This is a genomic window from Roseitranquillus sediminis (assembly GCF_016918935.1).
Classification (GTDB): domain Bacteria; phylum Pseudomonadota; class Alphaproteobacteria; order Rhodobacterales; family Rhodobacteraceae; genus Roseitranquillus; species Roseitranquillus sediminis.
The window spans coordinates 243,752-262,419 of sequence record NZ_JAFFOB010000019.1 but is presented as its reverse complement, the minus strand read 5'-3'; the positions used below and the strand labels follow the sequence as shown (position 1 = coordinate 262,419).

Below are 18,668 nucleotides of genomic sequence, written 5' to 3'. Positions count from 1 at the left end.
GAGGGGCTGTCAAGCAGGCCTCAGAGCCGTCGGTACATCACGTGCGCATCGACATCGCCGAGCGCGGGGTGCGCGAAGGCGCCGGGCAGGGTGCCGGCGATGGCGAAGCCCATCCGCTGCCAGAGCCGCACGGCGCGTTCGTTGGTCGCGACGACGAGGTTGAACTGCATCGCGCGGAAGCCGCGGGTGCGCGCCGTCTCCAGCGAGTGCGCGCACATTGCGGCGGCAACGCCGCGGCCCTGCGCCCGCTCGGCGGTGACGTAACCGCAATTCGCCACATGCGCGCCGCCGCCGGCCCTGTTCGCGCACATGTAGTAGGTCCCGAGGAGTTCGTTCGCGTCGGTGGCGACGAAGACGGCGTGACCGGGTGCGAACCAGTAGGCGAGGGCGTTCTCGCGCGTCATGTCGCGCGGCAGGGCGTAGGTCTCGCCCGCTCGGATGACGGGGCGGAGGATCGACCAGATGCCGTCCGCGTCGGCGGCCGTGGCGGGTCGGATCTCGATGGTGCTGTCCATGCCGCCCGGTGCCCCGGCGCGCGGCCGCGGTCAAGCCAAAGGTCGGAGCAGCGTGCCGCCGAAGGCGCGGCCGGGCCGGGGTTCGATGCCCCGGTCCGGCCGCCCCCCCTCGCGGCGCCGGGGGTTGCAGCTTGCGCGGCTCTGCCGGATGGTCCCGCCATGACCGATTTCCTCGAGACCGACAGCGGCCGCCGCATCGCCTACGTCCGCACGGACGGACGCGAACCCGGCGTCATCTTTCTTGGCGGCTTTCGCTCCGACATGAGCGGGACCAAGGCCCTTCACCTGCAGGACTGGGCGGAGCGGACCGGCCGCGCCTTCCTCCGCTTCGACTATTCCGGCCATGGCGAGAGTGGCGGGCGCTTCGAGGACGGGGCGATCGGCGACTGGGCCGAGGACGCGGCGGCGGTGCTCGGCGCGCTGACCGGGGGGCCGCAGGTCCTCGTCGGCTCGTCGATGGGCGGCTGGATCGCGCTCCTGCTGGCGCGTGCGATGCCGGAGCGGGTGGCGGCGCTGGTCGGCATCGCGGCGGCGCCGGACTTCACCGAGGATTCGATGTGGGCGGGCTTTTCTGACGACGAGCGGCGGCGCCTCGTCGAGGAGGGGCGGGTGGAGCAGCCGTCCGAGTACAGCGACGAGCCCTACGTCATCACCCGCCGCCTGATCGACGAGGGGCGCGAGCGGCTGGTCCTGCGCGATCCGCTGCGCCTGCCGTTTCCCGTGCGCCTGCTGCAGGGAACGGACGACGCCGACGTCCCGACCGACGTGGCGCTGCGGCTGCTCGATCATGCCGAGGGGCCGGACATCCGGCTGACGCTGGTCAAGGGGGCGGATCACCGTTTCTCGAGCCTCGAGTGCCTGCGGCTGATCGAGGCGACGGTCGAGGACGTGCTGCAGGATTGAGGCCAGGCGAGTCCTGCGCGAATGACCCGTGACGGGGGCGGGGGCGCCGGGGCATCGAACCCCAACGCGCCCGGCCTTCGTCGATCTCCGAGGCGCGGTTGCCGACCGCTCCCGACCGTGCCGCATGCTCGCGCAGGGCGGACGTGCTGCCCCTTAGAGGCCGAACGGATAGGTGTCGGCGGGGCCGTGCGGCTCGTGGTGCGGGGGCATGTTGACGGCGCGCGTCTCGTCGAACCAGACCCAGTGGTCGAACTGATCGGTCAGCGCAGCGTGGAAATAGTGGCTCTGCCGCTCGGTCTCGGGGCGGTAGATGACGCCGATTGCACGCTCCAGCCGGTCCTCCCGCAGCGCATCGCCGAGCGGCGAGCGCTGATCCCGCGTGAAGTCGAGGAGGAAGCGGCCGCCGCCGCTCTCGCGGCAAAGCGCCTCGACGCTGCCGGAGAGCGCCGGGCGGACGTCCTTGATCCGCATCTCGCCGCCCCAGTCGTCGGCCGCGGCGACGGTGCCGCCATCGGTGCCGAAGCCGACGAGGAGGACGTCCGCGCCGTGCCGCTCGCGGCAGAGCGAGCCGACCGTCACCTGCCCGCGCCGCCCCATCTCGGTCGCCCGCGCGTCGCCGATGTGGGAGTTGTGCGCCCAGACCACCGCCCGGGCGCCGCCGCGCGCCGCCCGCACCCGGTCGAGCGTGTCGACCATGTGGATGTCGCGCAGGTTCCAGCCACTCTCGCGGCCGCGGAACATCTCGCGGTAGTAGCGCTCGGCCGAGGCGACGAGGCGGGCATTTCCCTCTGCGTCGAGAAAGTCGTCGCCGTCCTCATGCATGAGGGCCGCGCGCCGCGCCATGACGTCGCGCAGCATGGCGGCGACCGCGTCCTCGCAGGCGTCGAACGACCTGCTGTAGGCGGCGCGGGCGTAGGCAGTGGGGTCCTCCTGCCACGGCGTGAGGCAGGCGTAACGCTGGCGGGCGAGGCGCGCGAGCTCGTCGTCCGTCTCGTCGAGATAGTCGATGACGGCGGCGATGGAGCTGTCGAGCGCGTAGAGGTCGAGGCCATGGAGCGAGACGCGGTCCTCGGCCGGCCGGCCGGCGTTGAACTCGCGCAGCCAGTCGACGAAGGCGCGGAACTCGCCGTTGCGCCACATCCAGGTGGGGAAGCGGGTGAAGGGCGGCTCGTCGTGCTCCAGCGGCGCACGGTGGCGGACATGGCGGTCGAGGCGGACGGCGTCGGGCCAGTCGGCCTCGAGCGCGACGATGCGGACGCCGTGGCGCTCGATCAGGCGGCGAGTGATGGCGGCGCGGGCGGTGTAGAACTCGGACGTCCCGTGCGTCGCCTCGCCCAGCCCGACGATGCCGGTACCGCGCAACCGGTCGAACGCCTTCGCGAAGGCCGGATCGCCGATGTCGGGCAGGGGGATTGCGGCGCGGTCGATTGCGGCGGGCAGATCGCGCTCGCCGAGGCGGGCGGGCGCGCAACCTTCTTCCTCATAGCCCTCGGCGCCGATCAGTGGGACGAAGCGCACGGCGCCGTGTGTCGCCTCGGCATAGCTGTTGGGTCCGGTCCGGCGGATCACCGTCAGGTTCTGGTAGCTTCCTGCGCTGACCGGAATGACGAGGCGGCCGCCGATCGCAAGCTGTCGCTTCAGCGTCTCGGGCGCAGCCGGCGCACCTGCCGCGACTAGGATGGCGTCGAACGGCGCGGCATCCGGCCAACCAAGCGTGCCGTCGCCGGTGCGGACGGTAACGTTGCGAACGCCCGCCTCGCGCAGGGCTGAGGCCGCGGCATCGGCGAGGCCGCCATGCCGCTCGACGGTGTAAAAGTGGTCGCCGAGGGCGGCGAGAACCGCGGCGGCGTAGCCCGATCCCGCGCCCACCTCCAGCACGCGATCGCCCGGTCCGATCTCGGCTGCTGCGGCCATGAGCGCCACGATGTAGGGCTGCGAGATGGTCTGGCCGAAGCCGATCGGCAGCGGCATGTCCCGGTAGGCGCTGCCACGCTGCTCCGGCGGGACAAAGAGGTGGCGCGGGACGGTGCGCATGGCCTGTAGCACGCGCGGGTCGCGGATGTCGCGCGCGGCAATGGTGCGGTCGACCATTCGCTCGCGCTCCTGTCGGAAGCTGTCGTCGGTCATGGATGCCTCCGTGCCGCCGTAGGAGACCAACGGGTGGCGGGGCCGCGCGTTCCCGGTCAGTCCGGCGGATCGAGCGGCTCGGCCTGGACCCCGGCCAGCAGGCGTTCGACGTCCTCGCGATCGGGATAGGCCGGTTGCGAGCCGTAGCCGGTGACGACGTGGCTTGCGGCGGCGGTGGCGAAGCGGACCGCCTCCACCGGGTCGCGGCCCTCGGCGAGCGCCACCGCGAAGGCGCCCGCGAAGGCGTCGCCCGCGCCGGTCGTGTCGGTGACGTCCACCTGCGGCGCACGGACGAGGCTGAGGCGGCCTCTCTCTGCCAGCACCGAGCCGCCGCCCGGCAGCTTGACGCAGGCGGCTCCCGCGCCGCGGTCGATCAGGCGACGTGCGGCGCGGGCGCCCGAGGCAGCGTCGTCGATGGCGATGCCCGTCAGTGCTTCGGCCTCGGCGGAGTTCGGGAGGACGAAATCGGCCTCGGCGAGCAGCGCGTCGTCAACACGCTCTGCAGGTGAGGGATCCAGGACGCGCGTCAGCCGGCGCCTGCCGGCGGCCGCCGCGGCGCGTGCGGCGACCTCGGCCGGAACTTCGCAATCGAGCACCAGAACGGCGCCTTCCGGCGCACCGGCGATGTTGGCCTCGAGCGCGGCGATGCCATCCTCGTCCCAGCGATCATTTGCGTTGGGGGCGAGCACGATGCCCTTGTCGCCATCCGGCGGGACGCTGATCATCGAGACCGCGGTGGCGCAGCCGTCGACGGGCGAGACGCCCGACAGGTCGACGCCCGCCAGACGCAGTGGGGCCAGCGCCTGCTCGGCCAGCGCGTCGTTGCCGACACGACCGAAGAGATGCGCCGGATGGCCCAGCCGCATCGCGAGGAGTGCGACGTTGGCGGCCTTGCCGCCTCCCAGCGCGCGGAAATCACGGCCGATCAGCGTCTCGCCGGGCTCGGGCCGGCGGTCGACTCGGACGTGGAAATCGGCGTTGATGCTGCCCAATGAAAAGATCGGCCGGCGGCTGGTCATCGCGCCTCCTTTCGCCCGTCGAACATGCGGGCTCGGGTGGCGGTTCCGGGGCGCCCGGCTAGATGGGCGCGCGAACGCAATGCAAGGAGCAGCCATGGGACCACATCCGCTGGCCACGCTGTTCGACCCGACCTCGATCGCGGTCTTCGGCGCGAGCGATTCCGCGTCCGTCGGCAGCCAGGTCTTCGCGAACCTCCTGGCGGGCGGCTTCGAGGGCGACGTGGTCCCCATCAACCCCAAGCATAGCGAGGTGGCTGGCCGGCGCTGTCCCGACCGTGTCTCGGACGTCGGGCGGCCGATCGACCTCGCTGTGATCGCGACGCCAGCGACGAGGGTGGCGAAGATCATTGCGGAGTGCGGCAAGGCGGGTGTGCGCAACGCCATCATCCTCAGCGCCGGCTTCACCGAGACGGGAGCGGCGGGGCGGCGGCTGCAGGACGAGGTGACGGAGGCGGCGCGCCGGCACGGCGTGCGCAGTCTCGGGCCGAACTGCGTCGGCCTCGTGCGGCCGTGGAATCAGATGAACGCATCGTTTCTCAAGGTGAACCCGCCGCCGGGAAACCTGGCGCTGGTATCGCAGTCGGGCGCACTCTGCTCGGCCATCGCCGACTGGGCGGGACCGAACGACGTGGGTCTATCGGCGCTGGTCTCGCTCGGCAACGCGGCCAACATCGACTTCGGCGACGCGATCGGCTTCCTCGCGCGCGACCCGCGCACCGCGGCGGTCCTGCTCTACGTCGAGGGCGTGCGCGATGCCGCGTCGTTCGTCAGCGCGCTGCGCGAGGCCGCGCGGATCAAGCCGGTCGTGGTGCTGAAGGCGGGGCGCCACGCGGTGAGCTCGGCTGCCGTCAGCACTCATACCGGCGCGATGGTGGGCGGCGACGAGGTGTTCGACGCGGCGCTGGAGCGGACCGGCGCGGTGCGCGCGGCGACCATCGGCCAGCTCTTCGCGGCGGCCGAGATTCTGGCGGCGAACAAGCGCGCCGCCGGCAAGAGGCTCTGCATCCTGACCAACGGCGGCGGGGCCGGCGTGCTGGCCGCGGACCGGGCGGAGGACCTGCGGCTGCACCTGGAGCCGCCCTCGCCCGAGACGGTGGAGACGCTGAACCGTCTGCTGCCGCCCTACTGGTCGCACCGCAACCCGGTTGACATTCTGGGCGATGCCACACCCGAGGTCTATGCCGAGGCGCTGGCGGCCTGCCTGAAGGACCCGGCCTACGACGGTGTCCTCGTGCTGCTGACGCCGCAGTCGATGACCGACCCGAGCGCCTGTGCCGAGGCCGTCGTCGCGGCGGCGGAGGGGGCACGGCGCAAGCCCTTACTCGCGTGCTGGATGGGCGAGACGTCGGTGCTCGAGGCGCGGCGGCTGATGAGCGCCCAACACATCCCTGATTTTCGGACGCCCGAGCGCGCGGTCGAGGCATTCTCCTACCTCGCGCGGCACGCCGTGCACCAGCGCCTGTCGCTGGAGATGCCGAAGCCCTGCCGCGACCTGCGCGAGCCGGACCTGCAGGCCGCGCGCGCCGCGATCGCCCGGGCGCTGGACGATGGGCGCACGATGCTCACGGACCACGAGAGCAAGGGCATCATGAGCGCCTTCGGAGTGCCGGTGATCACGACCGAGGGCGCGGCGAGTCCGGATGAGGCGGCCGTGGTGGCGGAGCGGATCGGCTATCCGGTCGCGCTCAAGATCGCGTCGCCGCAGATCAGCCACAAGTCCGACGTGGACGGGGTGGAGCTGAACCTCGGCGATGCCGACGAGGTGCGCGCGGCATACTCGATGCTCATGGAGCGGGTCCGGGCGCGGCGTCCCGACGCCGAACTGCGCGGCGTGACGGTGGAGGCGATGGCGCGGATGACGGACGGGCGCGAGCTGCTGGTCGGTGTCAAGCGCGACCCCGTGTTCGGTCCCGCGATCCTGTTCGGCGCGGGCGGAACCGAGGTCGAGGTGTTCCGCGACAGCGCCGTCGCGCTGCCGCCGCTGACCTCGGTGCTGGCGGAGCGGCTGATCGAGCGCACCCGCGTCTCGAAGTTGCTTGGGGAGTTCCGCAACCTGCGGCCTGCAAACCGCGCGGCCGTCGTTGACGTGCTGCTCAAGGTGGCCGACATGGTGGCCGAGCTGCCGGAGATCGAAGAGCTCGACATCAACCCGCTTCTGGCGCATCCCGCCGGCGCAGTCGTGATCGACGCGCGCATCCATGTGCGGCGGGCGGAGCCGGGAGCAGGTCCCTATTCTCACATGGCGATCGCGCCCTATCCGCGGCACCTGGTCCGCCACGACCGTCTGCCCGACGGTCGCGAAATCGTCATCCGTCCGATCCGGCCCGAGGATGCGGAGAGCGAGCAGGCGTTCGTGCACAAGCTGTCGGACGAATCGCGGCGCTTTCGGTTCCAGCACGCGCTGCGGGTGCTGACGCCCGAGATGCTGGTGCGCTTCACGCAGATCGACTATCGCCGCGAGATGGCGTTCCTTGCGGTGACGCCGGAGGAGGGCGGGGAGGTGCAACATGGCGTCTCGCGCTTCGTGGTGCAGCCCGATGGCGAAAGTGCCGAGTTCGCGGTGGTCGTGAGTGACGACAGCCGGAACATCGGCATCGGGACCCAGCTCATGACGGCGTTGCTCGAGACCGCCCGAAGCTGGGGACTGAGCCTGGTCGAGGGAGACATCCTCTCGGACAACGGGCCGATGCTGGCCCTCGTCTCGGAGCTTGGCTTCGACTTGCGGGTCCGGCCGGGAGAGCGTGGGGTCATGCACGCTACCCTCCGGGTCTAGCGGCGGCGACGAACTTCGTAGATTGCGCCGGCGACGCCCAGCGCGGCAAGCCCGAGCCATGCCGACAGCGGCACGCTGAGCGCGAGGCGCTTCGCCATGTGGGCGATGCGCCCTTCGGGGCCGCCAGGCAATTCGGGATCGGCGAGGTGCGCACGGGCCACGGCCTTCTCCGCCTCGTTCACCTCGATCCGCCGCACGGGACGCAGCGTGCGCCCCTCTGCGCGCTGCAGCCGCCGGACGGCTCCGATGAGCGACCCGCATTCCTCGACGACGCGACGCACCTCGGCCGGCTCCACGTCGAGATGCTCCCCGAGGAGGTCGTCGCGGATTGCCAGTATCGCGGCGCGGGTGGCGTCGTCGGTGGCATCGACGGCCAGGTCGCACTCGGTGTCGAAGCCCATCGAGCGATTGTTGACGTTGGACGAGCCGACGCGGATCAGGCGGTCGTCCACGATCAGGACCTTGGCGTGGACATAGATCGGCCGGCCTGCCTCGTTGACCGGATGGCAGATCGCGAAGCGGCCGTAGCAGTCGGCGCGCTGGATCGAGGCGAGGCGGAGTTCGCGCGCGACCTCCATCGTGTGCTCCTCGAGCCAGCCGATCATCGACTCGGGGTTGATCACCAGGATCTCGGGTCCATCCGGCTCTGCCAACCGCTCTTCGATGGCCTCGCAGATGCTTGCGGAGGCGAAGTACTGGCTTTCGAGGTAGATCGTTTTCCGTGCGGCCCGGATCGCGGCGCGGTAGAGGCGCTCGATCTCGTTGATGGCGGGGCGGTCCTCGTAGGCAGGCATCGTGCGGGCGATGCCCACCTCCACGTCCTGCATCTGTGGCGCGATCGACTTGGGCCAGATCGGGCGGCGCCAGCGCGGCGGCCGCAGTCGCTGCCCCGTCGCGACATGCCACCGCGCCCGCGCGAGGTCCCCCAAGGCCCGTGCGGCGTCACCGTCGACGGCGGTGGTGGCGTCGTGCCAAGGACCGGATAGCTCGCCGTCCGGGCGGCGTCGCCGCTCGTCAGCGGGCAGGTGGTCCCGTGTGTCCCAGCGGTTCGTCGTCATGTCGATGCCGCCGCAGAAGGCCAGCGCGTCATCGATCACGACGATCTTCTGGTGGTGCGCCGCGCCCCACGGATGCTTGCTATCGAAGCGCAGTCGGATGCGGTCGACCGAGCGCAGGTCGAGCGCCATGAGCGGCAGGAACTGACTCTTCATCATGTAAACTACGGCCATGTCCCACTTGAGGATGCGGATGCCCAGGTGAGGCTTGCGGCGGACGAGGTGCTTGAGAAACGGCCCCAGCTCCTGCGGTGCGCCGTCGTCAGTCTCGCCGGGGACAAGGTCGATCCTGAGGTCGAAGTCCCAGCCGATCAGCAGGATGCTCTCCTCGGCGTCGAGCATGGCCGCGCGGGCGGCGGCGAAGTAGTCGGCGGCGTCCACGATCACGCCGAGGCGATCGGCACGTGCGAGGCGCCAGCAGGTGTCGCCCGGATGCAGTATCCCGCCCCGCAACACGGGCAGCGCGTCATCGTCGGTCTGCTCAACGGCGTCCACTGCTTGTCCCGTCTCTCTCGTCACCCGGAGGGGAAACGGGATGTCGCAGGCCGGGTTCCGACCGGAATCCTGTCGCGCCTCAGCCCGCCCGGATCTCCGGCAGCATGGCCTCGATGGCCTCGATGCGCTGGGCCGGCGCCGGGTGGGTGGCTAGAAAGGCAGGCGCACGCGGTCCGCCCGCTGCCTCCATCCGGCGCCAGAGGTCCACCGCCTGGGCCGGATCGTAGCCCCCGGAGGCCATTATCTGGAGGCCCAGCCGATCCGCCTCGAGCTCCTGATTGCGCGAGTAGGGGAGGACCAGCCCAAACTCCACGCCGAGGCCGAGCGCCGCGGCGATCTCGGCGGCGAACTGCACGTCGCCCTGCTGCAGCAGGAAGGCGATGACCCGCAGGCCTAGGTCCTTGGCGACCTGCGTGTTGACCCGCTCGTGCCCGTGCTCCGCCTGCAGGTGACCGATCTCGTGACCGACGACGGCGGCGAGCTGGTCAAGGTTGCCGACCACGCCGAACAGTCCCTCGAAGACGCCGATCTTGTTGCCGGGCAGGGCGAAGGCGTTGATCTCGGGACCCTCGAAGACGACTGCCTCCCAAGCGTCGGTTCTCTCCCCCGCGGCCGTCAGCAGTCGTCCCGCCACGGTGTCCAGTGCGCGCTGCAGGTCCGCATCGTCCGAGCGGCGGGTCCCGGTGTGCATCTGCTGCCACGCCTCGAGGCCCATGGCCTCGATCCTGTCGTCGGAGACGAGATCAATTGGGAAGCCGCCGTCGCAGCCGCCGGCGAGGGAGAGCGCGCCGGCACCTGCGAGAAACCGACGCCGGCTGAGCCCGTGGCCGATGCACATGCTGAACTTCCCCGTCCTGTTCCCCTTGCCGGAACGCGACCGCCTCCGCGGCCGTTCCGGCGCGGCATCGCCGTCGGCCGGAACTCTTGCAGCGCCCAGACCTTCGGTTGTCGAGTATGATGCAGGACGAGAGGGGATCGAGCCATCGTGACCAGAGAGAGCCGGATCGAGGGAAGCACGCTGCATTTCCGCAAGAGCTGGGGCGCGGAGCCGGAGGGCGAGGGCTGGTCCTTCTCGGTCTGGGCGCCTGGCGCGCAGACGGTCGCGGTGCTGGTAGGCGAGGCGCGCCACGCCATGGTCGAAGAGGCGGACGGGTACCACCGCGCCACGGCTCCTGCGCGGGCGGACGCGGAATATCTTCTGGAAGTGGACGGCGCCAGGGTTCCCGACCCGGCGGCGCGGGCGCAGGTGGGGGACGTGCATGGCCCATCGCGCCTCGTCGATCCGCGCGCCTACCGCTGGTCGAGCCAATGGACCGGCCGGCCGTGGGAGGAGGCGGTGATCTACGAGATGCACGTCGGCACCTTTACGCCCGAAGGGACCTTCGCTGCGGCGGCGGAGCGGCTGCCGGAGCTGGCGCGGCTGGGAGTGACGGCGGTCGAGCTGATGCCGGTGGCGCAATTCTCGGGCGACCGCGGCTGGGGCTATGATGGGGTGCTTCCCTACGCGCCGCACCCGGCTTACGGCACGCCGGAGGAGATGAAGGCCTTTGTCGAGGTGGCGCAGGGGCTGGGGATCATGGTCCTGCTGGACGTGGTCTACAACCACTTCGGGCCGGACGGCGCCTACCTGCACCAGATCGCGCCGCGCTTCTTCGACGAGGCGCGGCACACCCCTTGGGGCGCCGGGATTGACTACACGCAACCGCAGGTGCGGCGCTTCTTCATCGAGAACGCGCTCTACTGGCTGACAGAGTTCCGGCTTGACGGGCTGAGACTGGACGCGGTGGACCAGATCCGCGACCCGTCGGAGCCAGAGCTGCTGGTCGAGCTGGCGCAGGCGGTGCGGGCGCGCGACTGGGGACGGCCGATCCACCTGACAACGGAGGACAACCGCAACATCACGCGGCTGCACCACCCCGAGGCGGGCCTCTACACCGGCGAGTGGAACGACGACTATCACCACGCGATCCACTGCCTGATGACCTGCGAGAGCGAGGGATACTACGCGCCTTACGCCGTCGACCCGATGGCGGACCTCTGCCTGTCGCTGGCTGAGGGCTACGTCGAGCAGGGGCAGGAGCGGCCGCCGAAGTCGGAGCGGCGGGGCGAACCGGCGGAAGGCCTGCCGTGGCCTGCCTTCGTCAACTTCAACCAGAACCACGACCAGATCGGCAATCGGGCGCGGGGCGAGCGGCTGCTGACACTGGCGGACGATCCGCGGGGCGTGAAGGTGGCGCATGTGCTGCTGCTGGTCGCCCCCTTCACGCCGATGCTCTTCATGGGCGAGGAGGCGGGGTCGCGCGCGCCGTTCCAGTTCTTCGTGGACTTCGAGGGCGAGCTGGCGGAGGCCACGCGCAAGGGCCGCGCGGAAGAGTTCGCCGACTTCGAGAGCTTCACCGGCCGGGTGCCCGACCCGACCGATCCGGCAACGTTCGAGGCCTCGCGGCCGCTGGACGGCCCGGATGCGGACGAGTGGCGGGAGCTGACGCGGCAGGCGCTGGCGCTGCGCCACGAGCGCGTGGTGCCGCTGGTGCGGTCAGGTCGAGCCAGGCCAGCGCAGGTGCAGCGCACCAGTCCGCGCAGCCTGACGGCGAGCTGGCCGTTCTGCGACGGCACGCTGACGGTGCGGGCGAACCTCGGCACCCGCGCCGAGGGTGGCGCCGCCAGCGGCGAGGCGGTCCTGAAATGGGGCAACCTCGAGACCAACGACTATGCCATCGAGGTGCAGGTTTCATGAGGCTGCCAAGCACGACCTACCGGATTCAGCTCCGCGCGGGGGTGACGTTCGAGACGGTGGAGGGGCTGCTGCCCTATCTCGACGATCTCGGCGTGAGTGACCTCTACCTCTCGCCGATCTTTCGCGCCGGCACCGGCTCGACCCACGGCTACGACGTGATCGACCCGACGGAGATCGAGCCGGAACTCGGCGGGCGCGAGAGCTTCGCGCGCCTCGCCCGTGCCGCGCGAGAGCGTGGGATGGGCGTCATCCTCGACATCGTGCCGAACCATACTGCCTTCTCGCCCGAGAACCCTTGGCTGCGCGAGGTGCTCCGCCACGGCCGCGAGAGCCGCTACGCCCGGCACTTCGACATCGACTGGTCCAAGGGGCGGCTGATCCTGCCTTTTCTGGCGGCGCCTTTCGAGACGCGGCTCGCCGAGGGCGCCATTGCCGTGGCCGAGGCGGCCGACGGGCCCGTCCTGACTGACGGCCCGCTCGAGATCCCGCTGCGGCCCGGGAGTGTGCCAGACGACCTCGACCCCCCAGCCCTGCGAAAGTTGCATGCGTCGCAGCCGTGGCGCCTGGCCGATTGGCGGCTGGAACGCGACGGCATCACTCACCGCCGCTTCTTCAACATCACCGGCCTGATCGGGATGCGGATCGAGGAGCCGGAGGTGTTCGAGGACATGCACCGCCTGACCTTCGACCTGGTCGACGAAGGCTTCGTCACCGCGCTGAGGGTCGACCATGTCGACGGGCTCGCGGACCCGACCGGGTACCTGCGCCGCCTGCGCGAGCGGGTGGGCGACCGGCCGATCTGGGTCGAGAAGATCCTCGTCGGGGACGAGGACCTGCCCGAGGAGTGGCCGGTCGAGGGCACCACCGGATACGAGGCCGCGCGTGCCATCGCGCAAGTGCTGACGGATGACGAAGGCCTCGTCCGCCTCGACTCGGCGTGGCGGCAGACGACCGGCCGAACCGGCAGTTTCATGCAGACGCTGCGGCAGGCGAAGGGCGAAGTGCTCCGCAACGAGCTGGCGGCAGAGCTGCACCAGCTGATCGGTCTCGCGCAGCGCGCAGCCGACCGCGCGCCACACGTCGAGGTGGGGCCGGAGTTCCTGCGCGAGGCGATCGGGGCGCTGCTGGTCGCCTTCCCGCGCTATCGCACCTACTTCGACAAGGATCCTGCGCGCGAGGAGGACGCGTCGCTGTGGGAGGCGGTGGTCGCCGAGGCGGTGGAGCGGCCGCGATCGGATGCTGCGATCCGGTTCCTCGCCGAGGTTGTCCGCAACCCGAAGACCAAGGAGGAGGTCGCCTTTCGCGCCCGCTTCCAGCAGGTGACCGGGGCGCTGCTCGCCAAGGCGCATGAAGACACGGCCTCCTTCCGCTATAATCGCTATCTCGCCGCCAATGAGGTGGGGGCCGAGCCGGACCATGCCACGCTCGATGCCGGCGGCTTCGACTGGCGACTGCAGAAACGGCTCAGGGTGCAGCCCGCCGGTCTGACGCTCACGTCGAGTCACGACACCAAGCGGAGCGAGGATGCGCGGATGCGGCTGGTGGCGATCAGCCACTTCCCGGAGGACTTCGTGACGCTCTACCGGGACGCCTCGTCCCGCGTGCCCGGCGCCTCGGACGTCAGCGCGAACTTTCGCTGGTATCTCTGCCAGTCGCTCCTGGCGATCTGGGACGAGGCGTCGACGGACCTGGGGGACCGCCTGGCCGACCATGCCGAGAAGGCGCTGCGTGAGGCCAAGCGTATCACCTTCTGGACCGATCCGGTGGAGGAGGCCGAGACGCCGGCGCTCGATTGGGCGCGGGCACTCGCGGCAGACTGGGGCCGGCACTTGCCAACTGCGGCGACCAGCATCATGGAGCGGGGGCGGGCGCTATCGGAGATACAACTTGCCCTCAAGATGACAATGCCAGGCATCCCGGACATCTATCAGGGTGCCGAGGCAGGCCATCACTTTTTGACGGACCCTGACAACCGGCGCCCGGTCGACTTCGATCGGCTGGCTCGGCTGGCCGGGGAAGACGGTGCCGACGGACGCAAGGCGCGTCTGACGCGGAAGCTGGCATGGCTGCGGCGCGATGAGGCGGAGTTCTTCGCAAAGGCGGAGGCGCACTTCGAGCGTGCGGCGGAGATGCGCTGGACAATGCGGCGCGTCGCCGGCGACCGGACGCTGGTGGTGACGATGGACGTCTCTGGCGCCGCTCCGCCCGACGACGGAGCGATCTGGCCGGGCGAGCAGGATCGCAGCGAGTCGTCCGTGTCCATGCACTGGGAGTAGGCCGGCGCCGCCGACGGCGCTTCATCTATCGTTAGCCAATTCCATGCGAAGCGGACGTCGAACCCGGACGATGGGCAACGGCGTGACGCGACTTATAATCGGAGCGGCCTTTCTCGCGGCGTTCGGCATCGGGCCGGCTGCCGCGATTGCCGTGGCGCGGCCTGTCGCAGGGGCGCCGCTGCTGGTCGTGACGCCGCCGTGGGTGGACCCGGCGGCGACGGTCGAGGCGGCCGGCGGGCGCGTGATCGGGCTTGGCCGCGCACCACTCGCCGTGTTGGCGGCCGGCGATGCGGAACTTGCGGATCGCCTCCTCGATGCGGGCGCGTGGCTGGTGCGCGACGGCACCGGAATCAAGTGGATGTGCGGGGGGCCCAATGGCTGACACGATGGATGGAAACGAACTCGCGGGTCGCGAGGCGGCGCACTTCATCCTGCTCACGAGCTGGGTCTGCGCGCCCGTCGTGGCGGTGACCGCGTGGCTTGCTGGCGGACCGCTGGCCCTCGCATTGGGCGCGTCGCTGCTCTTCGCGGGACTGGGCCACGCCACGCGCTGGATCGGAGAATCCGCCCTGCGCTCGGGCGCCGCCGTGGCGCTGATCGGGCAGGCGGTCGCGCTGACCTCGGCCTTCGCCGGTCATCCGTGGCAGATCGACAGCCATATGGCCTTCTTCGCCGCGCTGGCCGCCCTGGTTGCGCTGGTCGACGTGCAGGCAGTGCTGGTCGCGACGGGACTGATCGTCGTCCACCACCTGTCGCTTGGCCTCTTCGCGCCCGCGTTGGTCTATCCCAGCGCGGACATCGTGGAGAACATCGAGCGCACGCTGCTGCACGGCGCCATCGTCGCGTGCGAAACGATTGCCATCGTCATGGCAATACGCAACCGCCGGCAGATGAGCGTCGAGAACGAGCAGAGCCGCCGCGCTACGGAGGGGGCAGCGGCGCGTGCGGAGGCTGCGCTCGCCGACGCGGAACAGGCGCGCCGGCAGGCGCAGGAAGCGACGCGTCAGGCCGAGGCCGAGGCCAAGCGCGCGCGCGCGGCGGATCGCCTGGCGCGTGCCTCCGAGGAGCAGAACGAGCAGAAGCGGCGACAGATGCTGCTGACCCTCGAGGAGGAATTTTCGCGCCTCATCGCGCGTGGCATTGAAGGCGACCTCACCGGCCGTATCTCGGCGGAATTCGACGATGAGACGCTGGCGCGGCTCGCCGAGCGGCTCAATGCGCTCTTCGACGTTCTGGACGGTTTCATCGACGGCCTCGGGCGGCACATGGAGGCAGTCGCGGCAGGCGACCTGACCTCGACAATTGGCCTGCCGCAGAAGGGGCGCTTCGAGCAGCTCAGGCAGAGCGTCAACGAGACGGCGCTAGCGCAGCGGCAGGTGGTCGAAGCGATCCTGAGCTCGGTCGAGAACAGCCGCGCGGCCGCCGACCAGATCGAGCAGGCGGCCGGAGTCGTCGCGCGCCTGTCCGAGGAGAACGCGGCCTCGCTCGAGGAGACGTCGGCGACCATGAACAGTCTGTCGCATGCAGTGACGCGCAATGCGGGCCTCATCACCGAGGCGGAGCGAAACGTGATCGGCATCTCGGAGCGGACCAAGATCGGCCGGGAGAAGGTCGAGGCGGCCATCAAGGCGGTCAACCGGATTGCGGAGAGCGCCCGCCAGATCTCGCAGATCAGCGACGTGATCGACAACATTGCATTCCAGACCAACCTGCTCGCGCTCAATTCCGGCGTCGAGGCGGCACGGGCGGGCGAGGCCGGCAAGGGCTTTTCGGTGGTGGCCTCGGAGGTGCGGAGCCTGGCGCAGCGCTCCACCGAAGCGGCGGCCGACATCGCGAAGCTGATTGCCGAGAGCACGGCAAGCGTCGAAGCCGGTGTGATGATGGTCGGCGACACCGGCAGTGTGCTGAGCGAGATCCACCAGGCGATGTCCCGCTTCGCCGAGGACATCGGCGGAGTGTCTAGCTCTGGGCGCGAGCAGGCGACGGGCATCGAGCAGGTGGACGTCGCCGTCCGATCCATGGACCAGTACATCCAGAAGCAGTCGAGCGAGGCGGACCAGGCACTGGTCGCGGCGCAGCGGATGCGCGACGAGATCGCGATGCTGAGCGGCGTGGTCTCGCGCTTCAGCCTCGGCCATGGGCCGGCGCTGCGGCCCCGCCCGCTCGACGCGGTGGCCTGACCCCGTCACACGCGCGACCGCGACGGCTCACCGCTCCGCCTGATCCCGCGGCGGAGCGTGTAGGAAAGTAGATATCGAGCCAAGACCGTGGCTCTCGGATCCCGCCCTCTGGACCGGGCACCAATCGCAGAACGTGGAAATGGCAATCGCGCGAGCCTATGCCCTGCCGGCAACGGCGCTTGCCGGCGCTGCGGGATGACGTGTCGAGGGGGGGATCCTGCGGCAAGCAAGGGCTACCCACTTCGCCCGCGGGAATTGGGCGCGAATGCACGACGCCTTACGGCCTCAGGTCGCGGCGCCCACAAACTGCCGTTGGCGGTTCACGAGGCGGTGGGGGGTCATGCGCCGGGGATGAACCGCGGCAAGGGCTCGATCACCTCGACGAGGACGTCCTGCAGGCGCGCTTCGGCCGCAGCGTCGGTCTCGTCGTTCCGGATCAGCGTCGTCAGGCGCACCATCCCCCCGTCGCTGCGGCCGGTCGTCATCCCGTCGAGCATGAGGTATACCTTGGCGGCCATGTCCCACGCAATCTTCCGCCCCTTCTGGTCGAACCAGTAGTAGACCATCATCCGCGTCTCGCCCTTCTGGATGATGGCGCGGTTCAGGTCGAACGACTGGCCAAGCCCGATCTCGTCCGAGATGTCGACCCGCTCGAGCCACGCGATCTCCCAGCCCGAACCGGGCAGGCAGATCTCGGGCGAGTGAACGCCGCCGTCCGTCTGGTCGGAGTAGTAGGCCATGAAGAGGTCGACGGGCGCCGCGGCTTGTGCGTTGACGAGGTCGACCGAGAGATAATCGTCCGCGGCTAGGACTCCTTCGACGCCAGCGGAGAGACCTCTTGCGGGACCGGCTTGCCAGCCATCCATCTCGCGAGGGAAGAGGGCGAACGGGTCCCGCTCCACCACGACGGACGATCTCTCGGGTACCGCCTGCCAGGCCGCCGCCGCCACCACCATGAGGAGCGCGCCGGTGATTAGGGCGCGGGACGGCTGGATCAGACGCAGCCTGGCCGCCTGCGCCCCGAGGCCGGACGTGTCGAGGTCGAGCGCGTCGACGAGGCTCAGCCGGTCGCGGCGCAGGAAGAGCAGGAACCACGCCAGCAGGAACAGGATGAGGATGCAGGCGATGAAGATCACCCAGCCCTCGAAGAAGTGCGTGAAGCCCTCGACCCACTCGACGCCGTAGACGTTGACGACGACGCCCGCGATCGCGATCCGGACCGAGTTCATCAGGACTGTGATTGGAGCGGCCGAGATCAGCAGCACGGCCTTGTGCCACATAGGACCGCGGTAGAGCACCGCGAAGATGTAGCTGAACGACAGGATCGGGAACAGGTAGCGCAAACCCGAGCACGCCTCGGCCACGTGGAGCTTGTAGACGCCGAGGTCGATGATGTTGCCGTCGAGGAAGACGGAGACGCCGAGCAGCTTGAGAAAGACGACCCCGAGCTCGGACGAGATGAACTGCAGGTAGGTCGAGACCTTGTAGTAGAGCACAGCCGGCAAAGGTAGCATGTAGACGAGGTGCACGACCGGCGGCCAGAAGTGCTTGCCGGTATTCCACCCGAAACTGACGAGCAAAATCCCGTAGACCCAGATGATGAGCGCGTAGGCCACCAGGTCGCCCACCATCGACAGGTTGCCCAGAAAGCCGATCATCACGGCAAGGACGAGCACGGGGACACCTGGCCAGCGGTCAGGCAGCGCGCCATGCCGGACTGGCACTTCCTTGAGCTGCCGCAGGAAGAGCAGAGCAGAGAGGACCGGGATCAGGGGGCCGTGACTGTATTCCGGGAGCTGCCACGCCTCAAGCAGCTCGGCGATGCCGTCCCTAAAGAACACGCCCGCACCGAGCGTGGCGACGGCTAGCCAGAGCAAGCCCCATGTGAGGAAGGAGCCGAGCTCTCTCGGCGCTCGCGACACGTAACTCGCTACTGACATTGCGCTTGACCCTCGCTCGGAACCACTGTGGCTCAGATCGCGCGAATGCGGCAATACGATGTCGCGCGAGCGGTCCCGGCAAGTCCCGGGAAGCAGGGACGTTCCTTAGTCGTTCTGCGGATTCGCATCAAGCCTCGTGGCCTCACGAACCCGTTGAGACGCGTGCGCGCGCCGTAGACGAGGCGCGTCCGATCCTCGTCCCGCGGCGCGCCCGCGAACAGTTCACGCGCCGTAGGCTGCGTCGTGCGCAATCTGCGGGATCATCGAGCGGCTGATCCCGAGGTCGGCGAGGTCCCGGTCGCTCAACGACTGGAGCTCACGGTAGGTCTTGCGGCGGATTGTCTCGCGCTCGTTGCGCTCGTTGAGCTGCCGCGTCATCAGGACGAGGCGCTCGAGGAACCCGATGCGGTGCGTGCCGGCGTTCTGAACATGTTCCATACTGTCAAACTCTCTCTTTCGCGCGGCGCGATCATGCGCCGCCTTCGCAGAGCAACATGGTCGAATGCTGCATATGCACAATGTCCGAAGGTTCAATGCTGCCATGCAGAAAGCGCAAGCAACGGAGGGGAACCTTTACCAACATTCCGCGTGAGCTGCGCGACCTGGGGAAAGCCAGTCGGCGCAGCTTGTTGCGTCACACCGGGCGGT

At 69.8% G+C, this 18,668-nt stretch carries 13 protein-coding genes; 6 read left to right on the top strand and 7 right to left on the bottom strand.

Annotated elements, in window-relative coordinates; translation table 11 throughout:
* Positions 1 to 20 precede the first annotated feature (20 nt).
* Positions 21 to 515: a GNAT family N-acetyltransferase gene (locus JM664_RS14720; RefSeq protein ID WP_227420676.1), complete on the bottom strand. Its 495-nt coding sequence runs from the start codon at positions 513 to 515 to the stop codon at positions 21 to 23.
* Between the two features lie 159 nt (positions 516 to 674).
* Here JM664_RS14720 and JM664_RS14715 point away from each other — a divergent pair, with 159 nt between their 5' ends.
* Positions 675 to 1,418, top strand: a complete 744-nt coding sequence (locus tag JM664_RS14715; RefSeq protein WP_227420675.1) for an alpha/beta fold hydrolase — start codon at positions 675 to 677, stop codon at positions 1,416 to 1,418.
* 153 nt (positions 1,419 to 1,571) lie between these two features.
* Here the strand turns inward: JM664_RS14715 and JM664_RS14710 are convergent, their stop codons facing one another.
* Positions 1,572 to 3,545 carry a protein-L-isoaspartate(D-aspartate) O-methyltransferase gene (locus tag JM664_RS14710; RefSeq protein ID WP_227420674.1) on the bottom strand — a complete coding sequence of 658 codons (1,974 nt, stop codon included), beginning with the start codon at positions 3,543 to 3,545 and terminating at the stop codon, positions 1,572 to 1,574.
* 56 nt (positions 3,546 to 3,601) lie between these two features.
* Entirely contained in the window at positions 3,602 to 4,564 is a 963-nt protein-coding gene (locus tag JM664_RS14705; protein WP_227420673.1) for a PfkB family carbohydrate kinase, read from the bottom strand.
* Positions 4,565 to 4,658: 94 nt separating this feature from the next.
* Here JM664_RS14705 and JM664_RS14700 point away from each other — a divergent pair, with 94 nt between their 5' ends.
* Complete coding sequence (locus JM664_RS14700) at positions 4,659 to 7,337, top strand: bifunctional acetate--CoA ligase family protein/GNAT family N-acetyltransferase (protein WP_227420672.1); 2,679 nt, start codon at positions 4,659 to 4,661, stop codon at positions 7,335 to 7,337.
* Here the strand turns inward: JM664_RS14700 and JM664_RS14695 are convergent.
* Complete coding sequence (locus JM664_RS14695; protein WP_227420671.1) at positions 7,334 to 8,887, bottom strand: phospholipase D-like domain-containing protein; 1,554 nt, start codon at positions 8,885 to 8,887, stop codon at positions 7,334 to 7,336. The genes JM664_RS14700 and JM664_RS14695 overlap by 4 nt on opposite strands.
* 79 nt (positions 8,888 to 8,966) lie before the next feature.
* Entirely contained in the window at positions 8,967 to 9,725 is a 759-nt protein-coding gene (locus JM664_RS14690) for a M48 family metallopeptidase (protein WP_227420670.1), read from the bottom strand.
* A gap of 147 nt (positions 9,726 to 9,872) precedes the next feature.
* Here JM664_RS14690 and treZ point away from each other — a divergent pair, with 147 nt between their 5' ends.
* The 4 genes from treZ (at position 9,873) to JM664_RS14670 (ending at position 16,080) form a co-directional block, all read left to right on the top strand.
* Positions 9,873 to 11,624, top strand: a complete 1,752-nt coding sequence (gene treZ / locus JM664_RS14685) for a malto-oligosyltrehalose trehalohydrolase (protein ID WP_227420669.1) — start codon at positions 9,873 to 9,875, stop codon at positions 11,622 to 11,624.
* Positions 11,621 to 13,900: a malto-oligosyltrehalose synthase gene (treY, locus tag JM664_RS14680; RefSeq protein ID WP_227420668.1), complete on the top strand. Its 2,280-nt coding sequence runs from the start codon at positions 11,621 to 11,623 to the stop codon at positions 13,898 to 13,900. Before treZ ends, treY begins: the two co-directional genes overlap by 4 nt.
* 82 nt (positions 13,901 to 13,982) lie before the next feature.
* A complete protein-coding gene (locus tag JM664_RS14675) occupies positions 13,983 to 14,282 on the top strand; it encodes a hypothetical protein (RefSeq protein WP_227420667.1) in 300 nt (99 codons plus the stop codon).
* Complete coding sequence (locus JM664_RS14670; RefSeq protein ID WP_227420666.1) at positions 14,275 to 16,080, top strand: methyl-accepting chemotaxis protein; 1,806 nt, start codon at positions 14,275 to 14,277, stop codon at positions 16,078 to 16,080. Before JM664_RS14675 ends, JM664_RS14670 begins: the two co-directional genes overlap by 8 nt.
* Positions 16,081 to 16,418: 338 nt before the next feature.
* On the opposite strand, the gene xrtD is transcribed toward JM664_RS14670, so the two are convergent.
* Both xrtD and JM664_RS14660 read right to left on the bottom strand, forming a co-directional pair.
* Entirely contained in the window at positions 16,419 to 18,020 is a 1,602-nt protein-coding gene (xrtD, locus tag JM664_RS14665) for a VPLPA-CTERM-specific exosortase XrtD (RefSeq protein ID WP_227420665.1), read from the bottom strand.
* A 222-nt stretch (positions 18,021 to 18,242) separates the two neighbouring features.
* Positions 18,243 to 18,458 carry a DUF1127 domain-containing protein gene (locus JM664_RS14660; RefSeq protein ID WP_406675806.1) on the bottom strand — a complete coding sequence of 72 codons (216 nt, stop codon included), beginning with the start codon at positions 18,456 to 18,458 and terminating at the stop codon, positions 18,243 to 18,245.
* Positions 18,459 to 18,668 lie beyond the last annotated feature (210 nt).

Bases quoted from the DNA above. Each gene is read 5' to 3' on its own strand.
- JM664_RS14720 (WP_227420676.1), bottom strand. From the start codon at position 515: ATGGACAGCACCATCGAGATCCGACCCGCCACGGCCGCCGACGCGGAC.
- JM664_RS14715 (WP_227420675.1), top strand. From the start codon at position 675: ATGACCGATTTCCTCGAGACCGACAGCGGCCGCCGCATCGCCTACGTC.
- JM664_RS14710 (WP_227420674.1), bottom strand. From the start codon at position 3,545: ATGACCGACGACAGCTTCCGACAGGAGCGCGAGCGAATGGTCGACCGC.
- JM664_RS14705 (WP_227420673.1), bottom strand. From the start codon at position 4,564: ATGACCAGCCGCCGGCCGATCTTTTCATTGGGCAGCATCAACGCCGAT.
- JM664_RS14700 (WP_227420672.1), top strand. From the start codon at position 4,659: ATGGGACCACATCCGCTGGCCACGCTGTTCGACCCGACCTCGATCGCG.
- JM664_RS14690 (WP_227420670.1), bottom strand. From the start codon at position 9,725: ATGTGCATCGGCCACGGGCTCAGCCGGCGTCGGTTTCTCGCAGGTGCC.
- treY (WP_227420668.1), top strand. From the start codon at position 11,621: ATGAGGCTGCCAAGCACGACCTACCGGATTCAGCTCCGCGCGGGGGTG.
- JM664_RS14670 (WP_227420666.1), top strand. From the start codon at position 14,275: ATGGCTGACACGATGGATGGAAACGAACTCGCGGGTCGCGAGGCGGCG.
- xrtD (WP_227420665.1), bottom strand. From the start codon at position 18,020: ATGTCAGTAGCGAGTTACGTGTCGCGAGCGCCGAGAGAGCTCGGCTCC.
- JM664_RS14660 (WP_406675806.1), bottom strand. From the start codon at position 18,458: ATGGAACATGTTCAGAACGCCGGCACGCACCGCATCGGGTTCCTCGAG.